The 16824-nt window shown below is 70.3% G+C and carries 15 protein-coding genes; 10 read left to right on the top strand and 5 right to left on the bottom strand.

Features of this window, described 5'->3' with window-relative positions; translation table 11 throughout:
- Positions 1–110: 110 nt before the first annotated feature.
- The 4 genes from MKW14_RS30545 to MKW14_RS30530 all read left to right on the top strand — a co-directional run bounded on the left by MKW14_RS30545 (position 111) and on the right by MKW14_RS30530 (position 5740).
- Entirely contained in the window at positions 111–3089 is a 2979-nt protein-coding gene (locus MKW14_RS30545) for a BTAD domain-containing putative transcriptional regulator (protein WP_240867971.1), read from the top strand.
- Positions 3086–3988: a prepilin peptidase gene (locus tag MKW14_RS30540; protein ID WP_240867968.1), complete on the top strand. Its 903-nt coding sequence runs from the start codon at positions 3086–3088 to the stop codon at positions 3986–3988. The genes MKW14_RS30545 and MKW14_RS30540 overlap by 4 nt, the downstream gene beginning before the upstream one ends.
- A gap of 90 nt (positions 3989–4078) precedes the next feature.
- Positions 4079–5278: a cyclic dehypoxanthinyl futalosine synthase gene (mqnC, locus tag MKW14_RS30535; RefSeq protein WP_240867966.1), complete on the top strand. Its 1200-nt coding sequence runs from the start codon at positions 4079–4081 to the stop codon at positions 5276–5278.
- Between the two features lie 21 nt (positions 5279–5299).
- Positions 5300–5740 (top strand): imidazolonepropionase-like domain-containing protein, encoded by a 441-nt coding sequence (locus tag MKW14_RS30530; protein ID WP_240867964.1) that lies wholly within the window; start codon positions 5300–5302, stop codon positions 5738–5740.
- A gap of 15 nt (positions 5741–5755) precedes the next feature.
- On the opposite strand, the gene MKW14_RS30525 is transcribed toward MKW14_RS30530, so the two are convergent.
- A complete protein-coding gene (locus tag MKW14_RS30525; RefSeq protein ID WP_240867962.1) occupies positions 5756–6778 on the bottom strand; it encodes a chitinase in 1023 nt (340 codons plus the stop codon).
- A gap of 303 nt (positions 6779–7081) precedes the next feature.
- Between MKW14_RS30525 and MKW14_RS30520 the strand changes: the two genes are divergently transcribed.
- The 4 genes from MKW14_RS30520 to MKW14_RS30505 are packed head-to-tail and all read left to right on the top strand — an operon-like array spanning position 7082 to position 11692.
- Positions 7082–7492: a hypothetical protein gene (locus MKW14_RS30520; protein WP_240867961.1), complete on the top strand. Its 411-nt coding sequence runs from the start codon at positions 7082–7084 to the stop codon at positions 7490–7492.
- Between the two features lie 17 nt (positions 7493–7509).
- Positions 7510–9825: a bifunctional polysaccharide deacetylase/glycosyltransferase family 2 protein gene (locus MKW14_RS30515; RefSeq protein WP_240867959.1), complete on the top strand. Its 2316-nt coding sequence runs from the start codon at positions 7510–7512 to the stop codon at positions 9823–9825.
- Entirely contained in the window at positions 9825–10973 is a 1149-nt protein-coding gene (locus tag MKW14_RS30510; RefSeq protein ID WP_240867957.1) for an acyltransferase family protein, read from the top strand. Before MKW14_RS30515 ends, MKW14_RS30510 begins: the two co-directional genes overlap by 1 nt.
- A gap of 23 nt (positions 10974–10996) precedes the next feature.
- Positions 10997–11692 (top strand): demethylmenaquinone methyltransferase, encoded by a 696-nt coding sequence (locus MKW14_RS30505; RefSeq protein ID WP_240867955.1) that lies wholly within the window; start codon positions 10997–10999, stop codon positions 11690–11692.
- A gap of 48 nt (positions 11693–11740) precedes the next feature.
- Here the strand turns inward: MKW14_RS30505 and MKW14_RS30500 are convergent, their stop codons facing one another.
- Both MKW14_RS30500 and MKW14_RS30495 read right to left on the bottom strand, forming a co-directional pair.
- Positions 11741–12079 carry a PASTA domain-containing protein gene (locus MKW14_RS30500; protein ID WP_308314652.1) on the bottom strand — a complete coding sequence of 113 codons (339 nt, stop codon included), beginning with the start codon at positions 12077–12079 and terminating at the stop codon, positions 11741–11743.
- Positions 12080–12180: 101 nt separating this feature from the next.
- Positions 12181–12687, bottom strand: a complete 507-nt coding sequence (locus tag MKW14_RS30495; RefSeq protein WP_240867949.1) for a GNAT family N-acetyltransferase — start codon at positions 12685–12687, stop codon at positions 12181–12183.
- A gap of 97 nt (positions 12688–12784) precedes the next feature.
- Here MKW14_RS30495 and MKW14_RS30490 point away from each other — a divergent pair, with 97 nt between their 5' ends.
- Together MKW14_RS30490 and MKW14_RS30485 are read left to right on the top strand one after the other, a co-directional pair.
- Positions 12785–14077 (top strand): geranylgeranyl reductase family protein, encoded by a 1293-nt coding sequence (locus MKW14_RS30490; RefSeq protein ID WP_240867947.1) that lies wholly within the window; start codon positions 12785–12787, stop codon positions 14075–14077.
- 176 nt (positions 14078–14253) lie between these two features.
- Positions 14254–14571 (top strand): hypothetical protein, encoded by a 318-nt coding sequence (locus MKW14_RS30485; RefSeq protein WP_240867944.1) that lies wholly within the window; start codon positions 14254–14256, stop codon positions 14569–14571.
- Positions 14572–14619: 48 nt separating this feature from the next.
- Here the strand turns inward: MKW14_RS30485 and def are convergent, their stop codons facing one another.
- Complete coding sequence (gene def, locus MKW14_RS30480; protein WP_240867942.1) at positions 14620–15249, bottom strand: peptide deformylase; 630 nt, start codon at positions 15247–15249, stop codon at positions 14620–14622.
- Positions 15250–15411: 162 nt separating this feature from the next.
- Positions 15412–16233: a C40 family peptidase gene (locus MKW14_RS30475; RefSeq protein ID WP_240867940.1), complete on the bottom strand. Its 822-nt coding sequence runs from the start codon at positions 16231–16233 to the stop codon at positions 15412–15414.
- Positions 16234–16824: the final 591 nt, after the last annotated feature.

Genomic DNA, 16824 nt, shown 5'->3' with positions numbered 1-16824 from the left:
ATAAGATCTCTGTAGGCTCAGTACACCCAGGCAACCCACCCGCGCACCCGCACCCGCACGTCCCGCAGCACGCACAGTCACCGTCCGCACACGACCCCAGGACACCCGCCATGCCACGACGCCGCACCTCCAGCTCGTCCAGCTCGACGGGCAGGTCAACCGGCAACTCGACGGGCAGCCCGGCAGCGAACTCGTCGGCTCCCAGGAACCGGACCCCGCAGCCCGTCCGCATCCGGCGTCGCACCTTCGGGGACTTCGTCAAGGCGTTCTTCGCGTTGCTCGCGCTGCTCGTGCTGGTCGTCGGCGTGCCGGGTGCGCTCGCCGTCACCATCGGGTGGCCGCTGCCCAGCGGGGCGCCCAGCCTCGACTGGCTGCAGCAGGAGATCACCGTCTGGACGTTCATCCACATCCTGACCGTGGTGGTGTGGCTGGCCTGGGCGCAGTTCACCGCCTGCGTGCTGGTGGAGGTGAAGGCCGCGCTCAGCGGGGTCGGCGTGCCCGGGCGGGTGCCGGGGGCCGGCCCGAGTCAGATCCTCGCCCGGCAGCTCGTCGCCGCGCTGCTGCTCGTCGGCGCCACCGCCGCCAGCCTCACCCCGGGGCTGTCGCAGCTCGGCCACAGCCTGGAGGGGAACCAGAAGCCGACCGTGGCCGCCGCGCAGGCGACGCCCGGTATCTTCGCCCAGCAGCAGGAGCAGGCCGCGCACACCGCCGCCGCCCTCGCCGAACAGGCCTCCCACGCACAGGCCGACGTCGGCGCCAACGCCAGGCAGCACGGCGAGACGAAGTACTACCGCATCCAGCCGCCCGAAGGCCGTCACCATGACTCCCTCTGGGAGATCGCGCAGCGGCACCTCGGCGACGGACGCCGGTACAAGGAGATCTACGAGCTCAACAAGGACCGGGTGCAGCCGGACGGTTCCCGGCTGTCCGAGGCCAGTCTGATCCGGCCCGGCTGGATCATGGAGATGCCCGGTGACGCGCACGGCGGCGAGCTCGTCGAGATGCCGGACGCCAACGCGCATGTCTCGCCCGAGGCGCAGCAGCAGATCCACGACTACGCCAAGTCCGGTGCGCACGCGCAGCAGCAGGAAAGCGGTGGTCAGCAGGTCTCGGTGCCCCAGCAGCGGCCCGAAGCACAGCAGCAGGACCATCACCAGCAGCAGGCCACCGCTTCCGAGTCCGGCTCCCACTCCCACTCCGACTCCTTCGGTCTTTCCGAGGCCCTTCTCGGCGCCCCCCTTCTCGCCGCCGGCCTCCTCGGTGCCCTCGGCCGGCGCCGTCGGCAGGCGTTGTGGCAGTCGGCGTTCGGTGCCGTCGGTGGGCGGCGCGGTATGGAGCCGCCCACGCCGACCGGGGACGCCGCCGACGCGCAGGACGCGCTCCTCGTCGGCGCCGACCCCGAGGCCGTACGACTGCTCGACCGCTCCCTGCGCGGGCTGGCCGCACAACTCGCCGGGGAGTCACGGCCGTTGCCGACCGTGTACGCCGCCTGGCTCACCAACGGCGACCTGCATCTGCAGCTCGCCCAGCCCGCCGGGAAGCCGCCCGCGCCCTGGCAGCTCGGGCAGGACCAGACGTTCTGGATGCTGGCCCGCAGCGACGCCGAGCGGTACGAGGACGTCGACACGGCCGCGCCGTACCCCGGCCTCGTCAGCCTCGGGACCATGGACGACTCCCGGCTGCTGCTCAATCTGGAAGCCGTGCCGGGCATCGTCTCGCTGAGCGGGCGCGAGGCCGACCGGGCGGCCGTCTTCGCCTCCGTGGCCGCCGAGTTGGCGACCAACGGATGGTCGGACCGGATGACGATCACGCTCGTCGGCTTCGGGGAGGATCTCACTCCTCTCGCTCCCAACCGGCTCCGTCACCTCGACGGCATCGACGACCTGATCGAGACCATGGAGGCCGAGACCCGGCAGCGGCGCGGGGCCCTCGGGGCTGCCGGCCACGACTCCGTGCTCACCGGGCGTACCGGGCCCGCCCAGCACACCCGTTGGGCGCCGCACCTCGTCCTGCTCGCCGCGCAGCCCTCGCCCGAGGACGCCGTCAAGCTCGCCGAACTCGCCTCCGACGCCAGCCGGTTGGGCATCGGCTACCTGGTCGGCACCGAGACCGGCGATCTGCCCGGCGCCGCCTGGGAGATGGAGATCACCGGCGCGGGCAAGCTGCTCGCCCCGCTCCTCGGGCTCGAACTCGACGCCCAGCTGCTGCCGTCGGCCCAACAGCGGGCCGTCGTCGAGCTGTTCGTCGAGGCGGACCCCGAGCGCGATCCCCAAGGGCCCACGCCCACACCGCCGTTCCTCGTCGACATCAGCGAGCAGGGGCGGCCCGCGGTGTACGCGCGGCTTGTCGGGTCGTACGAGATCATCGGGCTGGAGACCCCGGACGGGGAGCGCAGCGCGCTGCTGCACGAGGCGCTCGCCCTGTTGCTGCTGCACCGCGAGGGCGTCCATCCGCGGGTGCTGGCCTCCGCGTTGTGGCCGCGGGGCGTCACGGAGGACGTGCGGGACGCGTTGCTGGAGCGGCTGCGGGTCTGGCTCGGTACCGATCCGGACGGCAGCCCCCGGCTGTCCGCCGACGCCACCGGGCGGCTCGTGCTCGCCAAGTCCGTCGTGTCCGACCTGGACGTGCTGCGCTCGCTGTACCACGAGGCCACCCAGGGCAAGGGCGTCGACAGCCGTGTCGTACGGGGGCGTCTGCTCACCGACGCGCTGGTCCTGGTCCGCGGTCCGCTGCTCGCCGACCGGCCCGAGGGTCGCTACCGCTGGCTCACCCACGAGATCATCGACGCCCAACTCCCGTTGCTGGTCGCCGACATCGGGCTCGCGCTGTCCGCGTTCCACCTGGAGAAGGACCGCGCGGAGAAGGCCATCGAGGCCCTCGACGCGGCCCTCAACTCCGCGCCCGCGGACGAGCGCCTGTGGAACGAGCTGCTGCGCGCCACCCACGCCACGGGTGACACCGACCGGCTGAAGTCGCTCGCCGCCGACCTCGTCAACCGCAGCGGTGCCCGCGGGCTGCCCGCGCGCACCGAGGCCCTCCTCGACGAACTGCTGCCGTCCTGGCGCACCGGCGTCGCCGCGGTGGGATGAGCGCCGGGGTGAGCACGGGGGCGCTGATCGCCGCTGCCGCGCTGTGGGGCGGGGCGGCGGGGTCGCTGCTGCCGAGGGCCGCGTACCGGTTCTCGGTCCCGTCGGGGGAGAGCTGGCGCGAGACCTGTCCGGGGGAGCACCGCATCGGCGGACGGCTCGGCGGATGGCTCGGCCGGGCCCGCTGCGGGCAGTGCGCGGACGCCGTCGCCGAAGCATCCGCCTGGTCCGGCGGAGCCGTAGAAGAGACTGCCCGGGACGCCGGACCAGGCTCCGCGCACCCCCGACAAGCCGATACAGCTGACGGGGATGCCGATACAGCGGCAGGGGCAGCTCAGACAGCCGCGCCGGCGCCCACGTACGGCCCCCGTACCCCCGCCCTCGTCCTCGCCACCGCCCTCGTCTGTGCCGCCCTCGCCGCCGCCACCGGGACGCGGCCCGAGCTCGCGGTGTGGCTGCTGCTCGCGCCCGTCGGGGTGCTGCTGGCCGTCGTCGACTTCCGGGTGCAGCGGCTGCCGGACCCGCTGACCCTGCCCCTCGCGGCGGCCGCGCTCGTGCTGCTCGGGCTCGTCGCCCTCGTACCGGAGCACGCCGGTGACTGGCCGACCGCGCTGTTCGGCGCCCTCGCGCTCGGCGGCGCCTTCTTCCTGCTGTTCCTCATCAACCCGGGCGGCATGGGCTTCGGGGACGTGAAACTGGCGCTGGGGCTCGGGGCCGTGCTCGGGTGGTACGGGTGGGCGACGGTGATGCTCGGGACCTTCGCCGCGTTCCTGCTCGGCGCGCTGTACGGCGGCGCGCTCGTCGTGGCGCGGCGGGCCGGACGCAAGACGGCGATCGCGTTCGGGCCGTTCCTGATCGCGGGGGCGTTCCTGGGGCTGCTCATCGGGGCGTACGCGGCCTGACGTCGGGGTTGTCGGAGGGCTGGCGTAGGCTGGTTCGGTCCGTGCACCGCGGACGCAGCCGTCCACAACCCTTGACGAAAGGGACGCCCGGTGACCGAGAAGGCCGACCTCCAGTCCGTGCTCGACCGTGCCGCCGCCGGTGGACGCATCACGCCGGAAGAAGCGCTCGACCTCTACCGCGACGCCCCCCTGCACGCGCTGGGCGCGGCCGCCGACGCCGTACGCCGCCGTAAGTACGCGGGCACCGAGCACATCGCGACGTACATCATCGAGCGGAACATCAACTACACGAACGTGTGCGTCACGGCGTGCAAGTTCTGCGCCTTCTACGCCGCCCCCAAGGACACGGACAAGGGCTGGACGCGCGACCTGGACGACATCCTGCGCCGGTGCGCGGAGACCGTCGAGCTGGGCGGCACGCAGATCATGTTCCAGGGCGGCCACCACCCGGACTACGGCGTGGAGTACTACGAGAAGCACTTCAAGGCCATCAAGGACGCCTTCCCGCAGCTGGTCATCCACTCCCTCGGCGCGTCCGAGGTCGAGCACATGGCCCGTATCTCCCAGGTGTCGGTGGAGGAGGCCATCACCCGTATCCACGCGGCCGGCCTCGACTCCTTCGCCGGCGCCGGCGCGGAGCTGCTGCCGGAGCGGCCGCGCAAGGCGATCGCCCCGCTGAAGGAGAGCGGCGAGCGCTGGCTGGAGATCATGGAGACCGCCCACCGGCTGGGCGTGGAGTCCACGTCGACCATGCTGATGGGCACGGGCGAGACCAACGCCGAGCGGATCGAGCACCTGCGGATGATCCGTGACGTGCAGGACCGCACGGGCGGCTTCCGGGCTTTCATCCCGTACACCTACCAGCCCGAGAACAACCACCTGAAGGGCCGTACGCAGGCCACGATCTTCGAGTACCTGCGGATGATCGCCATCGCCCGCCTCTTCCTGGACAACGTCCAGCACATCCAGGGCTCCTGGCTGACCACGGGCAAGGAGGTCGGCCAGCTGTCCCTGCACTACGGCGCCGACGACCTCGGCTCGATCATGCTCGAGGAGAACGTCGTCTCCTCCGCCGGCGCCAAGCACCGCTCCAACCGCCTGGAGATCATCGACCTGATCAGGAAGGCGGGGCGGGTTCCCGCCCAGCGCACGACGACCTACGAGCACATCGTCGTCCACGACGACCCGGCGAACGACCCGGTCGACGAGCGCGTGATGTCCCACATCTCCTCGACGGCGATCGCGGGCGGCACGGCCCACCCCGAGCTGAAGCTCCTCGCCTCCAACTGACCCGCCCGTCTGGACGATTCAGTGCTGACGATTCACGCGGCGGACGAGGTCCGGTACGGCACGGAGACGGTCAAGGGCGGTGCCGTGGCGGTCGAGGGGGGCAGGATCGCCGCGGTGGGTCCGTCGGAGGAGCTGCTGGAGCGGTTCCCCGGGGCGCGGGTGCGCGCGTGGCCGGGGGTGCTGGGGCCGGGCCGCGTCCACGAAGGGCCGCTGCCGGACGCCCCGAGCCCCCGCGAGCGCGTCCACGCGGTCCTGAAGTCGGGAGCGACGGCCGTCCTGCGGGAGTACGTCGACTCGCCCGAACTGCGCGCCGCGGCCGCCCGGAACGAAGTGCTGGTCCTGGCCTCCGCGCAGGCACCGGCGATCACCGTGCACGGCCGGGCGGACCTGGCCGTCTTCGACGGGACCGGCGCCTGCTTGGCGACGGTGTGCGCCGGTCGGCTGGTGCACAGGCGCCGTTAGAGCACTTGGGTCGCCTCAGCCCGCGAAAGCCTTCCCGAAAGCGCCCGAACTCTGCTTCACCCCACTGCAGTCGGTCGCCGCGTCCGAGCCGCCGCCCTTCGCGCACTGCTGGTCCCGGAACGTCGACCACATCGACACCCAGGCGACCCCCTTCTCCTCGGCGAACGTCCGCACCTGCGCCGCGTCGGAGAGGGTGAACGTCTCGCCGGCGACGTCGTTGACCCCGATCATCGAGGTCAGCGCCATGCCCTGCCAGGCACCGGCGGCGGAGAGCCCGAACACCTTCCGCAGCTGCGTGTGCGCGGCCTTCGCCGAGGTCAGCGCGTAGTCCCCCATGTCCCCGGCGTACGACTCGCCGTAGTTCATGGTCATGATGTTGACCGTGGAGACCTGGACGTCGTACTTGTTCGCGGACTCCAGCAACGCCAGGCTGTCGGAGTCCAGTCCGGACGGCATCACGGGGAGTGTGAAGGAGACCTCCAGGTCGGGCCGTTCCTTCTGCAGCGCCGCGATCGCCTGCGACCGCAGTGCGACCGTGTCCGCGTCGGTCAGTTCGTCGCCCTCGATGTCGAAGTCGGCCTGGCTGGAGCCGGCGGCGTCAAGTGCCGTGGCGTAGGCGGCCGTCAGCTTCGAGACGCTGTCGCAGGTCGTCGCCAGCTCCTTGCCGGAGGCTCCGCCGAAGGAGACCCGGACCGTCCCACCGTCCGCCGTGAGCTTCGAGATCCGGGACTTCACCGCCGTGTCCGCGATCGCGTCCTCCCCGTTCCACTTCGGCGTGCAGTCACTGCCGTCGGAGATCACGAAGGCCAGGTTGTACGTCGACGGCGACCCGCTGGAGTCGTTGGCGGAGGCCTCGGTCGCGCTGACGTAGGGGGCGTAGGAGGTGTCGCCGGCCGCCTGTCGGGAGGGCGACGCACTGGTCCGTTTCGACGGTCCGGGTGCCGCGTCCGTCGTACCGCCGGAGCCCGCGGAGCATCCCGCCGTGGCCAGGGCAAACAGACAAGTGAACCCGGCGGCCGGCCTCAGCAAACTCCGCATGGACATGCACCCGCTCTCGTGATTTCCGTCTCAGGTCCGAAACAAAGCCCTATTCAAAAGGAGAACGTCTCACACGAAGCTTGTGCTCACGAACTCGGGAAATCCATGGGGAGTTCATGGGAGACGTGGTATAAAGCGGGCCAACCGGGCGGAACGAAGGGGATGTTCGGCGCACTCCTCCCGAGGTGAACCGCGCAGGCATTCACAGAAACTCTCAGTCGGGGGACAGGGTGGGAGCCTTCTCATATGTGTCTCACAAGAAGTCGAGTATCGATCACATAAAGCCTGCCTAATGTCTGGGGAATGCATTCCGAGCCTGCCATCGAAAACCGCGCGACCACGGGCGGTCGCCGCCGCAAACGCGGCAACGGGTCCGTCGAGGGGCCCGTGTTCGTTGACAACTCCGGACGCCGTTCCAAGCTGCTGAAGCGGTTCGGCCTCCTCGTGGGCGTCCTGTGTCTCGGGTACGCCGTCGTCCTGGGCCTCGCCTTCATGGGCATCGGCACCTCGGTCACCCCCTCCTCGCTGCTGCCCTTCCAAGGCGGCCAGGCGGGCCCGGGCGGCAACGGCCCCGCCGGCTACCGGCAACAGGGCGGCATCGGCAACCAGGGCGCCCGGCCCAGTGACCTCCCCTCGGTGCCGCCGTCCGGCACGCCCACTCCGTCCGCGTCCGCGACGCCCACTGCGTCCCCGTCCGCCACCGCGGCCAACTGACCGGAGCGCACAGCCACATGACCACGACGACGTCCCCACGCGGCCGCCGGCGCGCCCCCACCCGTATCGAACGGGCGGCGGGCAAGGCCGCGGCCCTGCAGAAACCGCGCGTCATCCTCGCGCTGCTGCTCCTGCTCGCGCTGACCAGCATCATGCTGCTCGACGGCTATCTGCGCGCCGAGGTCGGCGGCGACGAGCGGGTGCGCGAGGGAGCGAGTTCCAGCAAGGTGCCGGACAGGATCCTCAACGGCGGCCCGATCCTGACCTTCCGCGGCGGACAGGCCACCACGCTGTCGGTGCCGGACAAGACCATCGCCCTCACCTTCGACGACGGCCCGAACCCGACCTGGACGCCCCAGGTGCTGGCCATCCTGAAGAAGTACGACGTCCCCGGCACGTTCTTCCTGGTCGGCTCTATGGTCTCGCGCTACCCGGGCATCGTGAGGACGATGGTCCGGCAGGGCAACGAGGTCGGCATCCACACCTTCACCCACGTCGACCTCTCCTACCAGAGCGCCACCCGGGTCAACCGTGAGATGACGCAGACCCAGCTCGCGCTGGCGGGTGCGGCCGGCATCACCACCACCCTGTTCCGGGCCCCGTACTCCTCCGAGACCGACGCCATCGACAACTACAGCTGGCCCGTCTACCAGCGGCTCGGCAAGGACGGCTACACCAGCGTCTTCGTCGACACCGACAGCGACGACTGGAAGAAGCCGGGCGTCTCGAAGATCGTCCAGTGGGCGACGCCGAAGAGCGGCAAGGGCGCGTCGGTCCTCATGCACGACGCGGGCGGCGACCGCTCGCAGACGGTCAGGGCGCTGCCCGAGTACATCGAGAAGATGAGGGCGAAGGGCTACACCTTCACCACCATCAGCGGGGTCATCGAAAAGGACAACGCCAAGAACCGGCCCGGGGGGACGACGGTCGCGGGAGGCGCCGAGGGCGCCACGGGGGCGCAGTCCGCGAACGGCCCGGGCACGGCGGCGAACAGCAGCGGCTCGAACGGTGCGAGCCCCTCCCGGCTCCAGGCCGCCCACCGCACCGCGACCGGCACCACCCTGTACGAGGGCAAGGCGCTCGTGTTCGCGGTCGCCGTCGCCGAGTGGACCGTGCCCACGCTGTCCGTGGGACTCGTCATCGTGGGGGTGGCCGTCATGGGCCGCTTCGGGATGATGCTGATCCTCGCCCGGCGCCACTACCGGCAGCGCAACAGACGCCGCTTCGGCTGGGGACCGACGATCACCCGCCCGGTGAGTGTGATCGTCCCGGCGTACAACGAGAAGGAGTGCATCGCCAACACCCTCGCATCGCTGGCGAAGAGCACCCACCCGATCGAGATCATCGTGGTCGACGACGGCTCGACGGACGGCACCTCCGAGATCGCCCGCAACGCCGCCATGGACCTGGGCATGGACAACGTCCGCGTCATCCGCCAGGAGAACGCGGGCAAGCCGGCCGCCCTCAACAACGGTGTGCGCAGCGCCAGTCACGACATCGTCGTGATGATGGACGGTGACACGGTCTTCGAACCGGACACCGTACGGCAGCTGGTGCAGCCCTTCGCCGACCCCGAGGTCGGCGCGGTCGCCGGCAACGCCAAGGTCGGCAACCGCGACACGGTCATCGGGGCCTGGCAGCACATCGAGTACGTCATGGGCTTCAACCTCGACCGGCGGATGTACGACCTGCTGCGCTGCATGCCGACCATCCCGGGCGCGATCGGCGCGTTCCGCCGGGAGGCGGTGCTGGGGGTCGGCGGGATGAGCGAGGACACCCTGGCCGAGGACACGGACATCACCATCGCCATGCACCGCGCTGGCTGGCGGGTCGTCTACCAGGAGCACGCACGCGCGTGGACCGAGGCGCCGGGGTCCCTGAAGCAGCTGTGGTCCCAGCGCTACCGCTGGTCCTACGGCACCATGCAGGCCCTGTGGAAGCACCGCAAGTCCCTGACGGACAAGGGGCCTTCGGGGCGCTTCGGCCGGGTCGGGATGCCGCTGGTGGTGATCTTCCAGATCGTCACGCCGGTCTTCGCCCCGCTGATCGACGTCTTCACCGTCTACTCGATGATCTTCGTCGACTTCCAGGCGGCGCTGTACGCGTGGCTGGCGGTCCTCGGCGTCCAACTGGTCTGCGCGGCCTACGCGTTCCGCCTGGACCGGGAGAAGTACCGCTACCTGCTGATGATGCCGCTCCAGCAACTGGCCTACCGGCAGATGATGTACCTCGTCCTCATCCACTCCTGCATCACCGCCCTGACCGGCGGCCGCCTGCGCTGGCAGAAGCTGAAGCGCACGGGCGAGGTCGGGACGCCGGCGGGGGTGAGCTGATGGGGGCGCACAGCAGGGGTGCGGTCAGGTCGGGTGCGGAGGGTGCCGTCAGACCGGGTGCACCGGCGGACACGGCTCCGTTGCCGCAGGCCGAGTCCCCGCCACCGGCGAAGGCCTCCGGCCGGGACCGTTACTTCGACACCCTCCGGGCCCTCGCGCTGATCCGTGTCGTCACGTACCACACCTTCGGCTGGGCCTGGGCCGGCATGGTCTTCCCCTCCATGGGGATCATGTTCGGCCTGGCCGGCACCCTGATGGCGAAGTCCCTGGAACGCCCGGCCGGCAAGGTGATCAGGAGCCGGCTGCGCAGACTGCTGCCGCCGTTCTGGTTCTGGGGCTTCTTCGTCGTGCTGGCGATGCTCGTGCACGACTGGATGCCGGGCTGGGAGATCGTCTACTGGGTCGTGCCGCTGGGCGATCCGCCGGGCAACGCGTGGGGCGAGCAGGCCTGGGAGATCCTCTGGTACCTGCGGACGTACCTCTGGTTCGTCCTGCTCTCCCCGCTGCTCCTGCGCGTCTTCCGGCTCGCCCCGATCCCCGTCCTGTTCCTGTCCCTCGCCCCGATCCTGGTCCTGAACTTCGTCTGGGCCGGCCCCGACAACCGCTTCGGCAGCGCCCTGTGGGACCTGTCGACGTACCTCTTCTGCTGGATCCTCGGCTTCGCCCACCGCGACGGTGTGCTGCGCCGGCTGCGGCCGGCCCTGGTCGTCGTGCTCTCCCTGACGGCGGTCGGGTACGGCGGCTGGTACGCCTTCGCCCACCAGGCCGACGCCGGCACCTACGACCTCGACGAGATCCCGCTCGCGCAGGCCTTCTGGTCGGCGGGTTACGTCCTGCTGCTGATGTGGGCCAAGGCGTACTTCAGGATCGACTTCGCCTGGCTCACCCGCTTCCGCCGCACCGACCGGCTCGTGACGGTCTTCAACGCGCGTGCCGTGACGATCTACCTCTGGCACGAGATCGCGCTGGTCCTGGCGGTCCCGCTGATCGACCGGTTCTGGAACGTCCCCGCGTTCGAGAAGTGGCTCCCGCTGGACAGCCAGTGGTTCATGTTCGGCATCGGCTGGATCCTGATCGCGGGGTTCGTCCTCGCGTGCGGATGGGTGGAGGACGTGGCCGGGAAGAAGAAGCCGACGCTGCTTCCCTGAGGGCGGGCTGCAAGAATGGCCGCGTGACCCGCGCATCCCTGGACAAGCAGCCGCACGAAGTCGCCTCGATGTTCGACCACGTGGCGGAACGGTACGACCTGACCAACGACGTGCTCTCGCTCGGCCAGGACCGGGCGTGGCGCAGGGAGGTGGCCAGGGCCGTCGACGCGCGACCCGCGCAGAAGATCCTGGACCTGGCCGCCGGTACGGCGACCTCCTCGCTGCCGTTCGCCCGCACGGGCGCGTACGTCGTCCCCTGCGACTTCTCGCTCGGCATGCTCCAGGTCGGCAAGCGCAAGCACCCCTGGCTGCCGCTGACCGCGGGCGACGCGACGAAGCTGCCGTTCAAGGACGACACCTTCGACGCGGTGACCATCTCCTTCGGCCTGCGCAACGTCCAGGACTTCGACGCGGCCCTGCGCGAGATGCACCGGGTGACCAGGCCCGGCGGGCGGGTGGTGATCTGCGAGTTCTCCCACCCGACCTGGGCGCCCTTCCGCACGGTCTACACCGAGTACCTGATGCGGGCCCTGCCTCCGGTCGCCCGCGCGGTCTCCTCCAGCCCCGACGCGTACGTCTACCTCGCCGAGTCCATCCGCGCCTGGCCCGACCAGCCCGCGCTGGCCGGGCACCTGCAGAAGGCCGGCTGGTCGAAGGTGGCCTGGCGCAACCTCACGGGCGGGGTCGTCGCCCTGCACCGCGGCTTCAAGCAGAGCTGACGACGACTTCAGGCGGAGCCCGACGCCTTCAGGCGGAGCCCGACGCCTTCAGGCGGAGCTGACGACGGCGTAGGGGTCGCCCGGCTCGTCCAGTTCGCGCTGCATCCCGCCGGTCGGGGGGCGCGGGATGCGCGGCTCGCGCACGCCTCCGCCGCCCTCGCCCTCACCGAAGTCGAACCACACGTACACCATGGAGTCCCGGGGCACCTCGGCGCCCGGTGCGGGGTACTGGCGGACGACGTACTCGACGGCGGTGAGATGGAAGTCGGGCCGGTCGGGCGCGTTGATGAACAGACCGCGCGACTTCGCCGCCTCGCGCGCGTCCATGGCCATCAGTCCGACGAGCCTCGGAACTCGTACTTCGGGTGTCTTGGGCGTTATGTGCACAGATGTCACCCCCAGCGATACTGGAAGGGTAACCGCGCGGGGGTGCCGACCGGAAGCCTCAAGTATCTTTCCGTAGCCATCCGTTACTTTGAGTAACGTCGCTACAGGTCCAGCCGGAAGCAGAGGGAGTCCTCCGGGAGCCGCGGGTGCGGAAACGTCTGCGCCAGTTCCATCCCGAGGCGCTGGGTGACCGCGATGGACCGTTCGTTTCCGGGTCTGACCATCGCCACCACGCTCGGCACCCCGGCCGCCCTGAGCCGGTCCAGCGTCATCCGCGCCGCCGCGGTCGCGTACCCCTTGCCCCAGAACTCCCGGCCGAGCCGCCAGCCGATCTCGATCTCGCCCGTGGGGCCCCACTCCCGCGGCCAGGGCTGGGCGCCGGTGAACCCGATGACCTCGCCCCGCTCACCGACCATGGTCCACAGACAGAAGCCCAGCTCCGCGTCGTGCCGGCGCTGGCGGGCGGTCAGCTCCTCGTACACCGACAGCTCCGCGGACCTGCCGCCGTGGAACTCCATGACCTCCGGGTCGTCGAAGACCCGGTACCAGGCGATCGCGTCCTCGTCGGTGGGGACGCGCAGGCTCACGACAGGCAGAGCTCGGTTCACGGGGCAGCCCTTCAGCCGGGTGATCAATTCTGCTGAATAGACTGCCCATGTCCAGTGCCGGTCGGCACGCAGATTTCGAACTTGGGGAGATCCCGCCGTGACCGTCGAGACTGAGCCCCTCTCCGAAAACACCGCCGACGTGATCGTCGTCGGCGCGGGGCCGGCCGGCTCCACCACCGCGTACCACCTCGCCAAGGCCGGACTCGACGTGCTCCTGCTGGAGAAGACCGAGTTCCCGCGGGAGAAGGTCTGCGGCGACGGCCTCACCCCGCGCGCGGTCAAGCAGCTCGTGGCCATGGGCATCGACGTCTCCGAGGAGGCCGGCTGGCTACGCAACAAGGGCCTGCGCATCATCGGCGGCGGCGTCCGCCTCCAGCTCGACTGGCCGGATCTGGCCTCCTTCCCGGACTACGGCCTGGTCCGCAAGCGCGACGACTTCGACGAGCAGCTCGCCCGCCAGGCCCAGAAGGCCGGCGCGCGGCTCTTCGAGCGCTGCAACGTCGGCGCCCCGATCACCGACGAGCGCACCGGCCGTATCACCGGCGTCCACGCCAAGCTGGGTGAGGAGAAGCGCGAGGTCACCTTCCACGCGCCGCTCGTGGTGGCCGCCGACGGCAACTCGACCCGGCTGTCCCTGGCGATGGGGCTGCACCGCCGCGAGGACCGCCCGATGGGCGTGGCGGTCCGGACGTACTTCGAGTCGCCCCGGCACGACGACGACTACCTGGAGTCCTGGCTGGAACTGTGGGACCGCCGCGGCGCCCAGGACCGGCTCCTGCCCGGCTACGGCTGGATCTTCGGCATGGGCGACGGCACCTCGAACGTCGGCCTCGGCGTCCTCAACACCTCCGACTCCTTCAAGGACCTCGACTGGCGCGAGGTCCTCAAGGCCTGGTGCGCCTCCATGCCGGAGGACTGGGGCTACACCCCGGACAACATGACCGGCCCGATCCGCGGCGCCGCCCTGCCGATGGCCTTCAACCGCCAGCCCCACTACACGCGCGGGCTGCTGCTCGTCGGCGACGCCGGCGGTCTGGTGAACCCCTTCAACGGCGAGGGCATCGCCTACGCCATGGAGTCCGGCCAGATCGCCGCCGACGTCATCGTCCAGGCCCACGCCCGCGCGACTCCCGCGGGGCGCGAGATGGCGCTCCAGCGTTACCCGCGGGTGCTGAAGGACACCTACGGCGGCTACTACACACTGGGCCGCGCCTTCGTGAAGCTCATCGGCAACCCGAAGGTCATGAAGATCGCGGCCCAGCGCGGTCTGACCCACCCGGTGCTGATGAAGTTCACCCTGAAGATGCTCGCCAACCTCACCGACCCGACGGGCGGCGACGCGATGGACCGCATCATCAACGGGCTGAGCAAGGTGGCCCCGAAGGCGTAGTCCGCGTCGCCGCGGCCGTGGGCGCCTACGGAAGCGGCAAACGAGAACACCGGGCACATACGGATCGCGTCAGGATCCGGGCCCGGGGCTCAACGGCCCCTGGCCCGGACCCGGGTGACGGCACACACTGAGAACAGCCCAGTAACCACCCGGCCCGGAACGCAGGTGTGGCACCCATGAAGACCCCGGCAGGCCTGGAAGTCCTTGTGCTCCTCGCCCTCGTCGTGGCGGTCCTGGTCGGCACGACGGTGTATGCCCGCCGTCGCAGCGACGGCGGGGGTGGCCGGACGGTCGTCCGCTGCCGCGAAGGGCACCTCTACACGACGATCTGGATCCCCGGGGTCTCCTTCAAGTCCGTCCGCCTCGGCCGGTACCGCTGGCAGTACTGCCCCGTCGGCAGGCACTGGACCATGGTCACGCCGGTACAGGACGATGAACTGACGCCCCGCGAGCGGGAACTGGCCGCCGCCCACCACGACCGGCGCGTGCCCTGACCCCGGCTGCCCGGCCGCCCGGCCGCCCGGCGCCGTCCCGTACGGCCGTCAGTCTCGGCTCAGTTCGGCCGTCCTGGCCGCGCGGCGGGCGAACACCTCGTCGCGTCGCTCCGCCATCCGCCTGAGTGCTTCCTTGCGCTCCCGCCCGGAGAGCCGGTCCAGGTAGACCTGGCCGTTCACATGGTCGGTCTCGTGGGCCAGACACCTGGCGAAGTACCCGGTGCCCTCGACGCGCAGGGCCTTGCCGTCCTTGTCGAGGCCGTGCACGACGGCCCGGTCGGGCCGCGGTACGTCCATCCAGCCTCCCGGTACCGACAGGCAGGCCTCGGGCTCGTCGAGCAGGCGCCTGTCGGAGGCGGGGAGGTGTTCCAGCACCGGGTTGACGACGTGCCCGACGTGGCGCACCCCGTCGTCGTCCGGGCAGTCGTACACGAACACCCGCAGATCGACCCCTACCTGGTTCGCCGCCAGTCCGGCCCCGTCCGCGACGTACATGGTCAGGAACATGTCGTTGATCAGCGCCGCGAGATCCGGCCCGAACTCGGTGACGTCCCGGCACGCCTTGTGCAGCACCTCCTCCCCGACCTCGGTGACGCGCCGCACCGTCCCGCGCCGTGCCTCCGGGGCGAGCGGTGGATACGAGTCGACGGGGCGGCCCTGAACGAAAACACTGGGCATCGCGTGGCTCCTTTGTCGTGTCTGCCGTGACGTCCGGCACTCATGACAACAGAACCCACCCAGCAGCCGCAGGCGAACTCCGGCCAGGAAACGGGACCCGAGAGGGTACGACGGAGGGCCGCTGCCCCCGAGCGGCTGCGGCCCTCCATGTCGTGCCGGGAGTCAGAGCACCCGCACCGCGCCGGTCGGCGGGTCGTACGACAGGGGCTTCTCGGCCACACCGGTCGACGGGTTCTGCGCGCCGACGAACATGCCGTCGCCGACGTACACCGCCACGTGGTAGGCGCTGCCCGCGCTGCCCCAGTACAGGATGTCGCCCGGCTGCAGGTTGCTCAGCGAGACCTGGGTGCCGGCCGTCGACTGGTCCTGCGAGACGCGCGGCAGGCTGATGCCGACCTGCTTGAAGGCGGTCTGCACGAGGCCGGAGCAGTCCCAGGAGTTGGGGCCGGTGCCGCCGGAGACGTAGGCGTCGCCGATCTGGGCCTTCACGAAGGCGATGACCGCGGCGGCCGAACCGGTGGCCGTCGAGGAGCTCGTGGAGGCGGTGCTGGTCGTCGTGGCGGCCAGCGTGGTCCGCTCGGCGCTGCGGGACGCGGCCTGCTCGGCGGCGGCCTTGCGGGCGGCCTCCGCCTTCTTCTTGGCCTCCGCCTTCTTCTTGGCCTCCGCCTTCTTCTTGGCCTCGGCGAGGTCCGCCTTGGCCTGCTTCGCGGCCTTCGCGGCGGCCGCGTCACGCTCCGCCTGCAGCTGGTAGTTCGCGGCCGCCTGCTGCGTGGCGTCCGCGGACTGGGCGACCTGAGCGGCCAGGTCGGCCGTCAGAGTGGGCAGTTGCAGGGTCTGCGTCGTCTCGGCGGCGCTCGCCGAGGCCGACGCACCCGCCGCCGCCATGCTGAGGACACCACCGGCAACTCCGGCACGCACCGCGAGACTCGTCGTCGCGTTGCGGCGGGGTTTCCGGTGGCTACGTATGTGAGCGGTGTGGGACATGAGAACAACCGGTATCAGGGGCTCCTCCATACCTTCAAGAAACGTGTGGTGCGCCACAGTTGCTCAATGGACGGCCCAATTTCCCCCTGCGGAGTTCTTTATTGACGCCGTAACGGACATTGTGGACGCCACCCATCAGGCCCGTGATCACGGTGTTTCGTCTATACGCCCGAATTGCCCGGCGCCTACCACCGGTTGGGACCGTTGGCCAAGCCCTCTTCTCAGGGGGCTCTTGTGAATGTGGCGGAGGTCACGCAACGGTCACGAGATCGCCCGCGTCCCGCGCGAAGATCACGACCTGATTGCGGCCGGATCGCGACAGGGACTCGCTCGTGAACGCGTGCACGCGTCCACACCGCACCCCGCACCTCCCTCTGATGTGTGAACGCGATCCTCTATCAGGACATCCGGTCCAGCACCAATTTGCATGCAAGGGAAGTCTCTTGATATTGAGACGCCCCTCCCGAACTGCGCCGACGAGCAGAAATGTCACCTCTGGTGATCAGTCGGACGCCTCTCGTGCGAAGATCACCGCTCATCCGACTTCATGATCCTTCGTCAGGTGGTGGAGATCACAAAGCTTGTGCAATA

Origin of the sequence: Streptomyces gilvus (genome assembly GCF_022513565.1) — a bacterium.
In the GTDB taxonomy this organism is placed as follows: domain Bacteria; phylum Actinomycetota; class Actinomycetes; order Streptomycetales; family Streptomycetaceae; genus Streptomyces; species Streptomyces gilvus.
This window is presented reverse-complemented; position numbering and strand designations above follow the sequence as displayed.

Excerpts from the sequence above, each read along its gene's own strand:
- MKW14_RS30510 (WP_240867957.1), top strand. The coding sequence starts at position 9,825 with ATGGGGGCGCACAGCAGGGGTGCGGTCAGGTCGGGTGCGGAGGGTGCC.
- MKW14_RS30540 (WP_240867968.1), top strand. The coding sequence starts at position 3,086 with ATGAGCGCCGGGGTGAGCACGGGGGCGCTGATCGCCGCTGCCGCGCTG.
- def (WP_240867942.1), bottom strand. The coding sequence starts at position 15,249 with ATGCCCAGTGTTTTCGTTCAGGGCCGCCCCGTCGACTCGTATCCACCG.
- MKW14_RS30520 (WP_240867961.1), top strand. The coding sequence starts at position 7,082 with ATGCATTCCGAGCCTGCCATCGAAAACCGCGCGACCACGGGCGGTCGC.
- MKW14_RS30515 (WP_240867959.1), top strand. The coding sequence starts at position 7,510 with ATGACCACGACGACGTCCCCACGCGGCCGCCGGCGCGCCCCCACCCGT.
- MKW14_RS30525 (WP_240867962.1), bottom strand. The coding sequence starts at position 6,778 with ATGCGGAGTTTGCTGAGGCCGGCCGCCGGGTTCACTTGTCTGTTTGCC.
- MKW14_RS30485 (WP_240867944.1), top strand. The coding sequence starts at position 14,254 with ATGAAGACCCCGGCAGGCCTGGAAGTCCTTGTGCTCCTCGCCCTCGTC.
- MKW14_RS30475 (WP_240867940.1), bottom strand. The coding sequence starts at position 16,233 with ATGTCCCACACCGCTCACATACGTAGCCACCGGAAACCCCGCCGCAAC.
- MKW14_RS30545 (WP_240867971.1), top strand. The coding sequence starts at position 111 with ATGCCACGACGCCGCACCTCCAGCTCGTCCAGCTCGACGGGCAGGTCA.